Raw genomic sequence first — 12,985 nt, forward strand, 5'->3', positions numbered from 1 at the left:
ATCTTCGTAGTGCGATCCTTGCCCCAAAGCTGTGCGCGCAAGCGCTGCACGTGCGGCGTTCCGGCCGAAAGGCGCGTGGACTGGCTGGGGTGGGTTGGCCTGGCGTGAGGAAGTCCCTTTGCGTTGGCCTACTTAGTTCCTGACCTGCCCGTATTTCGGAAAGTTCGACTTTTTTACGTCACTTTTTCCGAGCAATTCGCGGGCCGAAACTGGAGTGTAGGAGACGAACGGGCATTAAAGTGACCCGTTGGTCATTTTTGTTGCGGTGTTTTTTGCGCAAACGTTGGCGGGCTGTCACGGCATGTGACTGATGCGCGGAGGGGGATAAAGGAGGGGCCGCGATGCGGCCCCGGGGTGTCTCAGGTCACGACCTGGTAGCACGGCACATAGGCCGCGCCACCCGGCAGTTTCATCCGGTGCTGGTCGACGAACGCCTGTAGCAGGCGCCCCAGCGGGTCGAGGATCGCCGCGTCGCCACGGATCTGGTAGGGGCCGTGTTCTTCGATCAGGCGGATGCCCTTATCCTTGACGTTGCCGGCGACGATGCCGGAAAACGCCCGGCGCAGGTTGGCCGCCAGCTCATGGGGCGGCAGGTCGCGGCGCAGGGCCAGCGCGGCCATGTTCTCGTGGGTTGGGTCGAAGGGATGCTGGAAACCTTCGGCGATCTTCAGCAGCCAGTTGAAGTGGAAGGCGTCGTTGCGCTCGCGGCGGAACTGCTTGACCTCCTTCAACCCCTCGACCATCTGCCGGGCCACTTCGGTCGGGTCGTCGATGATGATCTGGTAGTGGCGCTGGGCGGCTTCGCCCAGGGTTGCACCGACGAAGGCGTGCAGTTGCTGCAGGAACGGCTCGGCGCTGCGCGGGCCGGTGAGGACCACCGGGAACGGCAGGTCCTGGTTGTCCGGGTGCATGAGGATGCCGAGCAGGTAGAGGAATTCCTCGGCGGTGCCGGCGCCACCGGGGAAGATGATGATGCCGTGGCCGACACGGACGAACGCCTCCAGGCGCTTCTCGATGTCCGGCAGGATCACCAGTTCGTTGACGATCGGGTTGGGTGCCTCGGCGGCGATGATGCCCGGCTCGGTCAAGCCGAGGTAGCGGCTGCCGTGCATGCGCTGCTTGGCGTGGGCGATGGTGGCGCCTTTCATCGGGCCTTTCATCACGCCCGGGCCGCAACCGGTGCAGACGTCCAGCTTGCGCAGGCCCAGCTCGTGGCCGACCTTCTTGGTGTACTGGTATTCCTCGCTGCTGATCGAGTGACCGCCCCAGCACACCACCATCTTCGGTTCCACGCCCGGGCGCAGCGTGCGGGCATTGCGCAGCAGGTGGAAGACGTAGTCGGTGAGGCCCTGGGAGCTTTCCAGGTCGATGCGCTGGCTGGCCAGCTCGCTTTCGGTGTAGACGATGTCGCGCAGGGCGCTGAACAGCATTTCCCGGGTGCTGGCGATCATCTCGCCATCGACGAAGGCGTCGGCCGGCGCGTTGAGCAGTTCCAGGCGCACGCCGCGGTCCTGTTGGTGGATGCGCACCTCGAAGTCCTTGTAGGCCTCGAGGATGGTCTTGGCATTGTCGACATGGGCGCCGGTGTTGAGGATGGCCAGGGCGCACTGGCGGAACAGGGTGTAGAGGCTGCCGGTACCGACTTCGCTCAGTTGCTGGACTTCACGTTGCGACAGCGTCTCCAGGCTGCCCTTGGGGCTGACGGAGGCGTTGATGACATTGCGTTGGGGCATGTAAGTCTTTCCTGTGCGGGTAAAACATCCTTCTTGGACAACACCATACAAGCAAATGTGCGTGGCAACGAGGGGGAGGGTGAAAATCCGGTTCGCCACAATCAGAACCTCCACAGCCCATGGATTTGGTGCAACCACTGTAGGAGCGGCTTCAGCCGCGATCACCCGCCAAGCGGGTGCCATGCACCGTGATAGCCTGCATCGCGGCTGAAGCCGCTCCTACGGAGAAAGGGTGGGGTATGGCAGAGCGGCGGAGGCTGTGATAATGGCGGCAATTACAAGGGCCATACCATGCTGACCATCTCCAAAAACGTGCATCTGCCGGATGCCGAAATAGAGCTCACCTACATCCGCGCACAAGGCGCGGGTGGGCAGAATGTCAACAAGGTGTCCAGCGCCGTGCACCTGCGCTTCGACATCCCAGCCTCGTCGCTGCCCGAGTTCTACAAGGCGCGGCTGCTGGCGCTGCGTGACAGCCGCATCACCGGCGACGGCGTGTTGATCATCAAGGCCCAGCAGTACCGCACCCAGGAGCAGAACCGTGCTGACGCGCTGGCGCGTCTTGCCGAGTTGATCATCGCGGCCGGCAAGACCGAGAAGAAACGCCGCCCCACCAAGCCGACCCTCGGCTCGAAGACCCGCCGCCTTGAAGGGAAAGCCAGGCGGAGCACTGTCAAGGCGGGGCGGGGCAAGGTGGATTTCTAGTGTGGTGTTTCAGAAATACCGATGAAAATTATTTACCCAGCGCTCGCGCCGCGCGAGCGGCTGAGGCAAGGATGTCCTCGGCCTTCTTGTGCCACCGAAATGGCTTCGGATTCTGGTTGTACGTTTCCAGATAGTGCTCAATCGAAGCTTCCAGATCTTTGACGCTGACATGTGCCTGTCGCTTGATCCATTTCTCGCTCAACGTTGAGAAAAAGCGCTCGACCAAACTCAGCCAAGAGGCCGAAGTGGGCGTGAAGTGGATGTTGTAGCGTGGACGCGCTGCAAGCCAGGCCCTGCCTTTGTCGGTCTTGTGTGTTGCGTAGTTATCCATGATCAGATGAATAGGCATTTCAGCGGGTACCGACGCATCAATTTCTCTCAGAAAGGCGAGGAATTCAGTGCTGCGGTGCTGACGCTTCAATCGGTCAACAACCTCACCCGTTGCCACATCCAGAGCGGCGAACAGAGAGGTTGTTCCATGTCGTTTGTCATCGTGCGTGCGAGTTGCAGGATTGCCATGGGAAAGGGGCAACCCAGGCTGGGTGCGGTTTAACGCCTGGATCTGACTCTTCTCATCAACGCATAGCACCAGAGCTCTTTCGGGGTGATTCAAGTACAGCCCAACGATGTCGTGAACCTTATCGACAAACAAAGGATCGGTGGAGAGCTTGAAGGTCTTTTCCAGATGCGGCTTGATCCCGAATGCGTGCCAGATGCGCATGATGCTGGCAGGAGACAGACCGGTTTCGCGACTCATACGCCGCGTACTCCAGTGGCTGGAGTCGTCTGGCTTGCCTTTCAATACCTGATTGACTACCTGCTGAACTTGTTCATCCGAAATAGTACGCGGCCGACCAGAGCGCGGTTCATCGTTCAAACCCAGCAACCCCAACTTAGAGAAACGTTGGCGCCATCGTGACACCACATCCTTGCTGGTGCCCAAGCGCTTGGCGATGTCGTTACCTGATTCGCCGGCGGCACAGGCGAGGATTATCTCGGCGCGTAGGCATGCATCCTGGGCACCTTTGCGAAGCTTGACCCGACGCAGTAACTCCGCATGTTCAGTTTCAGAAAGGGTAATGACAGTTGCTGGTCGGCTCATGTCGATACACATCTCTTGATGAGTGGGTTTCTACAGAGCCTAGCTCAAATTTTCAGTGGGACTTCTGAGACACCACACTAGCATTTTTGCTAGGTGACGGCTGACGGCAAATCGGTGACCCTCAACTTGTCGCGTTGAAAGAGTTTCTCTGACTACCGCCATCCAACCACTATGGCAGGGATCCCGCTATGAGTCGATTCACAGAAGCCACCGTCTACGGTTATAACAAGGATGTCATCGAAAAATCGGGCTTGAAATACGGCTCTCGGATGACGCTCAACGGCGATGTTTGTTGGCTCGTGGAGGCAGAAGATAGCGGCTTGTGTATTGTATATACGACCCACAAAGTCGAAGGTGAGACAGTACCGAATTATCGCCACGCCGTGTACCGGGCATACGAAGGTCTCGGTATCATTTCCGAGGTTGAACGTGAATACGTCAGCTTGCTAAGCCAGAACCCTGAGACGTACCGGCGGCTAGAGTATACCTATGAAGATAATCTCAGATGCTTGATCGAAGCAGGCGGTGCGCACATTACGCTTGAAGACATCAAGCAGCAATCGACGCCCTGCATTCCTGTATTGATTGAATTGAAGCTGGGGACCATCACACAGTACCTAAGTGATTACCGCTATGCTTCGGACGAAACGGGGTTCTACGGCTTGATCTGTTATATAGACGCCCCTCCCTCACTAACCGGGATGGGGGTCGGCATTTCGACTGATGCGGCGCTCGCTGATATTTATGAGCAACTCGCCAGCACACAGGATTTGTTCAGTAAGTTCTTCCTCACAGACAAAACCGAAGTCGACAGCCAGCATATTCAGGCGATTTACACGCTCACGGAGCTTCCCGAGCTTGAACGCCTCAAAGCGAGCTTGATCGAACGCGCCAAAACACAGCAGGCATTGACCGCCGCAGGCGCTGTAGAAGTAGCCCCCGACCAATGGGCATCCCTCACCGATGAATCTGGCCCGTTCTTGGTGGAAGCTGATGACGACTAGGGTGAACGCCGAAGCTACTATGCAGGCACTGCGACATTCGGCCAGATTAACCATTGGACAGGGCTGCCGGAAAACATCGAGCTAAATTGCGACGAATTGGCCAAGGAAATACAGGATTCACTTAGCATTTCACATTCAATTTTTTCTAGCTACACACCGACTGCCAACACGACGATCCCCTGGGAAAACATTCAAGCCATTTATACGTTGGCTACTGCAGTGCCGGAAAAAGAAACGTTAACGCCGGTCCAGCCCATCCCCGAGCCAAGCGAATCCGGAACGCCATTCGATAGCGCTGTCTTGCCAGAGATGACCGGCTTTGAGCCGGAGCGCATAGGTATTCCCAGGTGTGAGTGGACATCGCCCTGCTATCTGTTGGCCGACAGAGACCTTGCGGAAAATGAGGTGGTCCGTGTCTGGGCCGTCGATCGGCGCGATGGGCGGGTACTGAAAGTTGTTGAGCTGACCGCGACTGGCGCAACCTGCGATAGAGCAAACTGGCCAGCGGCCCTGGTTAAGGCCATCCGTGACGACGACGCGCTAGTCAACGACTCCAAGTTACTTCATGCCGGTGTTATCAAGGGCACCTCGTTCGAAGTGGGCACATCAAGCCATTCCACAGCTGACTGCGTCTCGGCGTCTTCCCGTGAGGATTACAATCGTCTGTGGGTGTTTTCCACGTACGCGCGGGTGTTTACCAATGCACCGTTCGCTGCCAATCAGGTGGTTGGCCACAACCTGGGCAATGTCGATCTCACCGGCGCTCAACGCCTGTGTGTGCAAGTGCGTGACCGTGTCAGCCAGGGGGTGTTCGAGTCAATCGTGGTGACCCTGGATGCCAATAACGACCAGGCTGCCCAAGCCAAGCTGCTGTGCGAGCGTGTCGGTGAGAAGAGCCGAGTGATGCGTGCCGGTGCATTGGGCGATGACGGAATAAGCATCGTGCCAGCCAGCCAGGGAAACGTGCTGTGGATTCCACAGCTTTCGGACCTGTCGGTGACTGTGGAGCCTGCGCCATGGGTGTTTCACAGCAACTTTACCGCCTCGCGGGCATTGGCGGTAGATGAAGTGCTGCGAGTCCATATACATGACGATGTCACAGGCATGCAACTGGCGGGTTCGCCGTTCGTTTTCCAGCCTAGCGCTGAAGAACTCGATCAATGCAAATGGCCAGCAGCCTTGGCCGAAAAGCTGAGAACCTCAATGTTGGCCGATTATCTGGTCTTGGCGCTTGACGAGGGCGATGAGGCAATCACAGGAAAATGGAAGTGCGCGGGAGTTCCATTGCGGATTTTGATGAGCGCGCCCTTGGAGGAAAAAACTGAGTGGGTGCCAATGCTGCCCGATAATGGCCAACTTGATCAGGCGCTTACACTTAACGAGCAGTTGCTTCACTTGGCAAGCCAAAAGGCGAGCGCCGACGCTGATGCCAGGAACGCTGGATATTCTGTAGCGGAGGAACATCATCATGAGTTTGATACTTACGGAAACGGAAAAATCTGGAGAATTATTTCGCTAGAAGCAGAGTTGCAAGATATTCGCACAGGCCATGTTTGCTATCATTCGGAGCTAAAGTTTATAGAGGGATATCGCGATGCCGTCAAAACATTCAGCCAGAAGTTGATGGGCGATATGCGGCGCTGTGGAATTTCCGGGGTTCGTTTTAGGCCAAGCGGTTCACCTGCCGAACAAGCTGGGAACTCAGAAGATGTGGGGGCTTTGTGGCTACCCAAAAAACTTGGTATGACTGGTGTTTTACGTTTGCAGTCACCTAAAAAGCTGGCGCAAGTGTTGGGTGAGATGCCGATTGACCTTACACACGCCGCCCAATCTTTTTATGGTGACATTGAGGACCTTGAAGCTCCTATGGGTAATATGTCCTCTGCTCATCGTGATGATCTTCGGCGTGAGCTTTGGCACTTTGAAGTTGGTGATGTTTATGATGATATTCGTCGATTTGGACACTCCGCGGTCAAGAAGTTTTTAAATGAAGATCTCGTATCTCAACCCGAACTAACCAAGTGCCTTCGCGCCATTAAAGACTCTATAGACTTCAGAGGTTATGGTTGCCTTAATGGATCTAATGGCTTCGAGGATGCTGAAGGCGCTGAAAGTTTTACTGCACCTGCCCAATACGCAGTGGATTCGCATCGGTTTTCTGTGTCTGATAATGCGATTATAGTAGCTGGCGAACTGTTTCAGTTTAAACTTGAGCCTGAAATGATCAGTGCAGGTGTACGTTTTGTATTGTCTGGAGTGACTGGAGAATTTGGTGATAGAACAAATATTTTTCTTTTTGCTCCCGCCCACTCACCTTCCTCCACACCAGTCAGTGTAGTGGGGGCCTTCTTCAGCCCTAAAACCCCTTGGGATCAACCTCTTCGAATCGACCTGAAAACGCCAGTTGATCACATAGCTTCATTCACTCCCGCTAGTACGCTCTGCGCTGACCGCTGTATGACCTTGGGGGCGCATGTCTACGATACGGGGGGCGCTCGGGACAACGGTGTAGACGAAAACACCGGTTTGTTCCATGCCCACTACCCGCTCGCCACACTGAGGGGACTTGGAGGTAACGGCCCCGGAATGGACCTGACGCTGCACTACTCCGCAGTACGGGCCAATGAAGGGGCATTGGGTGACGGTTGGGCGTTTCGCTTCTCCTACTTCGATAACCGGCGACGGGTATTGACGTTAAGCAGCGGCCAGACATTGACCTTGACCAAGGCGCAAATGAAGTCACTCAGCGCCGACCGGACCAGATTCCTCGATCAGGATGGCTACCGTATCACGGCTGTCGAGGGTGACGAGGATGCCTGGACCGCCCTGACGGTGCAGATGCCTGCGGGCGCCGAGGCTCCTCAGGAGGTGCTTCAGTTACCGGTAACCCATGACGGGAAAGAAGCAGGTGAAGCCTTCAAGTCCACGTACAAAGAAAAGCTGGAAAAGATCATCGCCAACCTGACACGCTGGATCGACAAGGAAAAAATTACAAGCGAGCAGATCGAAGACCTGAAAAAACAGCGTGAAACCTGGGAAGCGGAATTAGCGGAGATCGACCGCACGAGCCTGGTGCTGGTGACATCGAGTATCCGCTCTGCCGAAGGCGGGGAACTCAAGCTGGCATGGCAGGGCATTGAAGGGCATATCCGGCTTGACAGCATCACCGACACCGGCTCCGGCACGGTACTGTTACGGGCCGAGCATGGCTCGATAGTCGCGCAGGGCTCGTCACGAAGCACATTCACTGTATGGCCTGATACACCTGAGTGCTATGAGGTAACGCTGGACATCAGAAACTGCCTGCTGGAGTCGATCAGGCGTCACCGGATCGGGCAGGGTGAAACACCAGAGCGCCATGTCCGCTTCGGCTATGACGATGATCCAGAGCTGGATTGCGTACTTACCAGCATTGCGGAGGAAGATGGTTCGCTGGAAGTCGTGAGGTACCGCTTAGTCGGGCCCGACTTGGCCCCTCGTGTCGCGATGCACACGCTAGTCCCGGGCGCCGGACAGCCGTGCATTTCCCATACCTACACGTGGAAAGGTGACTACTTGGTTGAGCGGTTACATAAGCGGCGCCAAGGCATTACCAGGGAAGATGTGGTGACCCATTGGACCTTTAACGGCGGCGTGCGAGTGGTTGATCGGATTGTGGAAGAGCAGCCAGGTGCTTTACGGCGTACGACGCGCTTCACTTATCCCGCAACTGCCCCGGCAAGTGATTGCAAGCACCTGATTCTATCGCGCCCGATCAAAACCGAAGTCACCACCGAATCCCTGGCCTCAGCTTGAACCGTGGAGGACGAGCCATGACCGACAATGCCAAAGCCCAGTCATCGAATACCCCGCTGCTCGAAAGCACCTCGGCGGTTTATGACCAACGCGCGCTACCGACCTCGACCGCTACCAGCGATGGGCAGAGAACGTGCATGCGGTACTACACGGGGGCGGACACCTCGAGTGGCAATCGCAAAAATCAGTTGCCCGTGATCAGCCCGTTGATCAGCGGGCTCAAGCTGGCTGATCAAACCCTGCTGGCGGACGCAGCTGCCTTGGAGTGCCCGAAGATCATTGACCCCCGTCAACCACCGTTGATGGCCCGCCTGGAGTACCTGGCGTTCGACGGCACGGCCACTTCGGCGGCAACCCTGACGCTTTGTGGTTATGCGCAGGCCACCCGGGATTCACAGGGCCGGTTGATGCCAGACACCGTGCTGGTGCTGGAAGGTGTAACGGTCGCCAGTATTGAGCCTGAGGCAAAGGACTGGGCGGTATCGCTCGCCGAGTCCTGGAATGGCATCAAGGTGACGCTGATTCAGAGTCAGGCCAATGCGCGGGAAGGGGCATTGCGAAGCATCACCCGGACAGCGACGACCTGGTACAAGGACGACACCGCTCGCAGTACCCAGAAGGTCACTGAAACCACTTACCGTGGAAACCAGCCCAATACGTGGAAGCTCGTCACCACCGCCCCCCTGGTCACCGGCGGCGACGCCGTTCTCAGCCAGCAGGTCCAGTCGGCGTTCAGCGGTCGATTGCTGCGCGAGTCGCATCAGGACGGCCAGGGGACGCCTGTGCGTTTTACCTGCCATGAATACGATACACGTGGCCGCGGAACGCGCAGTGTGACGTACCCGTACGATGCCGATGCGTTCGATTCAGGGGACGTCGAGGGCCTCGTGAGTATCGAGGAGCAACTCTGTTCCCGTTCAGAAACGGGTTCAGGTACCTGGCTGACGAGCCTCTGCCTGGACGGCCGCAAGCAGCGCACATTGTACGATGGCGCACAACGGGCAGTCAGACGCGAAATGCAACGTGAAGCGAGTGACACAAGCGAGTTCGTTTTGCTGGAAGAAAGCACCTGGGGGTGGGGTGAGGCCCCTGAACAGGTCAAGCGCTACGATTTCTTGCCCGGCGGCCTGTGCATTCACGATGACAGGGCAATCGAGGTGCCCGCGCAACTGCGCCACCACTTCTGGCAGGCCTACGCCGATCCTGTCGTCGAGAAGAACGCACAGTCTGAGCAGACACTCACCCACCAGTCGGCGCTTGCGTTATTGAATGGCGGCATCCAGTACACCCGCCGTCAGCAACAGGTGAACCATGCCGCAGGGGCCGTGACGTTGTCGTCTGCGATCTGGAGCGGGCCTGACAGCAACGATGAGGCCAAGGCGCTGAGAACCGAGGAGAAAATCGATGCCCGTGGGCGCAATGTGCTGCTCAAGCAGCATGTGCCAATGGAGGATGAAACGGTCAAGTCGCGGGAGTGGACCACGACCTGGGATGACCTGGATCGCCCACTCTCGCGTACTCAGCCCGACGAGTCGGTGATTACCTGGCGTTACCAGGGAATGAGTTCGGTACCGATCAGCGTCAGCATCAAGGCCAAAGGCAAGGCGAACCAGGTGCTCGGCAGCCAGACGCTGGCAGGCGGCGGAAACCAGGGCGACAGAGTGACGGGCTTGGTCATCGGCGGAAAAAATGGCTTGGTTTACAGTGAGCAAGCCGGAAGCGTCACCGGGCCAGACGGCAAAAAACGCTACAGCAAAGAAACCGACAACAGGGTCGAGTGGTATATAGAGGGTAAGGACGAGAGTACCGCTACGCTGCTGGCGTCATTCGAATACAGCAGACTGACTCAGTCCCTCAAGTCCGAGCGGCCGGCGCAGGGCACCCAGCAGAGCACAGTGACCAGTGAAGCCCTGGCCCCGCTGTTGCTGGGAAGCTGGCACTTCAACCGTACTGTGCATGCCCAGCGGCAGCGGCAGGAAGCCTTGGTCTCATTGCGTGGCAAACTTCAGCGGACGAAACATGCCAATGGCGTGACAAGTCAGGCCTGGAAGGGGCCGCAGGGGCAATGTGACCGCGTTGTCCGGGGTTCGCTTGAATACTGGTACGAATACACAGCTCTGGGCCAATGCGAGCGGATGACCGTACGTGATCTGAAGAGTGGCCGAAACATGGCCGTGTCCTACACCTACGACAAGTTGGGTAATGAGGTTGAAAGACAGTACCGGCTCGATGATCAGACCAAAGCACGGTATGTGCAGACGTGGTCGTCAATGGGCCAGTTGTTGAGCAAGACCTTGTTCCGCGATGGCCAATCCTCGCCGACGCGTACCGAGACATTTGTTTACTACACCAGTGTGAGCGGCACGCGTGATGAACTGCAAAAATGGACGGTTGAGGCCACCTCCGGCAATGAGATCAAGGATGCTGAAGGTCATCCACTCAAGGAACAACGGTATAAGTACGATGTGCTGGGCAACCTTACAGAGTGCCGCACCACACGTGGAAATGGCGATGTGGTGCTGGTGACCTATGCCTATGACAGCGATCATCCCACGCGCCGCAGCCAGCAAAGCACCCAGTTGACGCCCAGCGGAGGGCAGCCGGGTAACGTTCAGACATTGACGTACACCTACGATGGTCGGGGGCAACTGACGCTTAACGAACGAAAGCAAACCCTCGCCTATTCGGATACCGGAAGGTTGCGTTCAGTCACCGAACATGGCCAGGCTGGGCCTTCAACCTATTACGAGTACGACGAACATGACTGTTTGATCAGCCAATGGGTCGCAACGGGTAACCAGCGTCGGGTCCTTGCCTACACGGGTGATGGGCTCTGCGGTGAAACCTGGCTGGACAAAGATGGCAAGGTTGTTCGTGCTCTGACCCTGGACGAGTACGCTGGCGTGGTGGTCAAAAACCGTCAGGGAACAGCAGAGACACAGTTGTTCGTGCTGGGCGATCCGCAACAAGCGGGTGGCGACGAGTATTGGGTGGATGCCAATGGTGCCTGGCAGCACCGGTCATTGGCGTTCACGCCATGGGGTGAAGCGCCATTGGCCAGCATTCAGACGATGCAGAGTGGCCTGGGCCGTGACGGGCAGCGGCTGGACCCATCAACCGGGTGCTCCCATCTGGGCAACGGTTACCGTGTCTATGATCCGCGACACCGGGCGTTCTATCAGCGAGACAGCTGGAGCCCGTTCGGCGCGGGTGGGCTCAATGACCGGGCCTATTGCGCGGGTGGGGACCCTGTGAACTGGCATGATCCTAGCGGGCACATCATGCTGAGCCGGCGTGACCAATCTGAAAGTCTGGCGCGGCTTGACAGGGTAATTACAGAGAGCCAGCCACCGGTGCATGAAGCCGTTCCTTGGTGGCAATGGCTGACCTTGGCAATCTTTACGGTTGTCGCCATCGCGGCGACTATCGCCACGTTCGGGACGGCAGGCCCGGTCATGGCCGGGATCGGCATGGCGCTCTGCACCGGGATCATGGTGGGGGCTTCCATCACGGCCGCAGGCATGGCCCAGCGCCAGAGTAATCCAAGGTTGTCCTCCCGCCTGGAAGGGGCGGGACACATTGTAATGGGGCTGACGAGCCTTCCGGGCATGGTTGGCGGCTTGTCTGTGTTGATTGGGGGAATCGTGGTGGTGACCACGCTGGCTTCGCTAGCGCTTGAGGTGACGAAGTTGGCGGTGGAACAGGACAATCCGGAGCTGGCGGAAAAACTGGGATGGGCATCGATGGCGACGGGGATGGTTGGGATGGTTGCGACGTTACCGTCCATGCTGAAGGGCCTGGGTAAATCGTTGCAACGGTTGCGGGGCCTTCGTTATTGGAAGGACGCGTACGGTAAATGGATAGATGCAAGAACGATGGAACACGCCTTCAGCAAACCGGTTAGGCCCATTGGCTATCAAGTTATTACTCATAGCCGAACTGTGACCATGGGGGGGGAAATGCATGAAGTCATGCCCTTTAATGAGGGGATCTACTTTTATCGAGATGCTTACAAGGGAGGGCGTAGACTTAATGTGGTAGCGCACGGCGCAGACAACGTCAGCACTATCTCTTCTAAAACAGTGATAAATGTGAATAATGTGCCTTGGGGGCCTGAGCAATTGTATGCCGCCGTGACAGGTATGGTTGGCGAGCCTAACAAGACGTTTCACAGTATCAGGCTAATCGTTTGTCATGCAGGCGAAGGTGGTGCTTATTCCTTTGCGCAAAGATTCTCGACACTGACAGGGCTTCCGGTCAAAGCCTTCGAAAATGAAGTAAAACTGAATTTCGAGTCCACAAGAATATGGCAAATATTTGAAGCGCCCGGAATTGATAGAAACATCAAAAAGTTTAGTACCTTGTTTGAAAATGAAACGCTGACCATCTACAAGACAAACCCTATGAAGGATGGTGTTCCCACCTTTGCGTCACTTACCTACGACCCTAAGTATTTTAAGCCATTCCCTAAAATGCTGCCCGCTCATTATGTAAAATAAGTCTTTGATGCGCCTAACTATAAGCGACTCTGCCAGCCGCCCAAGCCAAGTTAGGCTCTGTACCGAAAGAGATTCAACGTTGCTCCGTGATCCCCGCTGCCGCGCTGAATCTTTCAGGGCGGCAGCGGGTGACCGTTGCTAGGTGTT

General features: G+C 57.0%; 6 protein-coding genes. 4 read left to right on the forward strand and 2 right to left on the reverse strand.

What is annotated here, in order from left to right:
* Positions 1 to 359: 359 nt before the first annotated feature.
* Complete coding sequence (gene ppnN / locus IM733_RS03675) at positions 360 to 1,733, reverse strand: nucleotide 5'-monophosphate nucleosidase PpnN (protein WP_248919585.1); 1,374 nt, start codon at positions 1,731 to 1,733, stop codon at positions 360 to 362.
* A 291-nt stretch (positions 1,734 to 2,024) separates the two neighbouring features.
* Here ppnN and arfB point away from each other — a divergent pair, with 291 nt between their 5' ends.
* Complete coding sequence (gene arfB, locus IM733_RS03680) at positions 2,025 to 2,438, forward strand: alternative ribosome rescue aminoacyl-tRNA hydrolase ArfB (protein ID WP_248919586.1); 414 nt, start codon at positions 2,025 to 2,027, stop codon at positions 2,436 to 2,438.
* A gap of 28 nt (positions 2,439 to 2,466) precedes the next feature.
* Here the strand turns inward: arfB and IM733_RS03685 are convergent, their stop codons facing one another.
* Positions 2,467 to 3,540: an IS630 family transposase gene (locus tag IM733_RS03685; protein ID WP_248919587.1), complete on the reverse strand. Its 1,074-nt coding sequence runs from the start codon at positions 3,538 to 3,540 to the stop codon at positions 2,467 to 2,469.
* A gap of 188 nt (positions 3,541 to 3,728) precedes the next feature.
* Between IM733_RS03685 and IM733_RS03690 the strand changes: the two genes are divergently transcribed.
* The 3 genes from IM733_RS03690 to IM733_RS03700 all read left to right on the forward strand — a co-directional run bounded on the left by IM733_RS03690 (position 3,729) and on the right by IM733_RS03700 (position 12,838).
* Positions 3,729 to 4,544 (forward strand): hypothetical protein, encoded by an 816-nt coding sequence (locus IM733_RS03690; RefSeq protein WP_248919588.1) that lies wholly within the window; start codon positions 3,729 to 3,731, stop codon positions 4,542 to 4,544.
* Between the two features lie 96 nt (positions 4,545 to 4,640).
* On the forward strand, positions 4,641 to 8,339 hold the full coding sequence (locus tag IM733_RS03695) for a hypothetical protein (RefSeq protein ID WP_248919589.1): 3,699 nt from the start codon (positions 4,641 to 4,643) through the stop codon (positions 8,337 to 8,339).
* A 17-nt stretch (positions 8,340 to 8,356) separates the two neighbouring features.
* Positions 8,357 to 12,838: an RHS repeat-associated core domain-containing protein gene (locus tag IM733_RS03700; protein WP_248919590.1), complete on the forward strand. Its 4,482-nt coding sequence runs from the start codon at positions 8,357 to 8,359 to the stop codon at positions 12,836 to 12,838.
* The last annotated feature ends 147 nt before the right edge of the window (positions 12,839 to 12,985 follow it).

This window comes from Pseudomonas entomophila (genome assembly GCF_023277925.1).
Classification (GTDB): Bacteria; Pseudomonadota; Gammaproteobacteria; order Pseudomonadales; family Pseudomonadaceae; genus Aquipseudomonas; species Aquipseudomonas entomophila_D.

What these genes read in the sequence shown, in the direction of transcription:
- IM733_RS03685 (WP_248919587.1), bottom strand. Translation starts at nt 3,540, where the DNA reads ATGAGCCGACCAGCAACTGTCATTACCCTTTCTGAAACTGAACATGCG.
- arfB (WP_248919586.1), top strand. Translation starts at nt 2,025, where the DNA reads ATGCTGACCATCTCCAAAAACGTGCATCTGCCGGATGCCGAAATAGAG.
- ppnN (WP_248919585.1), bottom strand. Translation starts at nt 1,733, where the DNA reads ATGCCCCAACGCAATGTCATCAACGCCTCCGTCAGCCCCAAGGGCAGC.
- IM733_RS03690 (WP_248919588.1), top strand. Translation starts at nt 3,729, where the DNA reads ATGAGTCGATTCACAGAAGCCACCGTCTACGGTTATAACAAGGATGTC.
- IM733_RS03700 (WP_248919590.1), top strand. Translation starts at nt 8,357, where the DNA reads ATGACCGACAATGCCAAAGCCCAGTCATCGAATACCCCGCTGCTCGAA.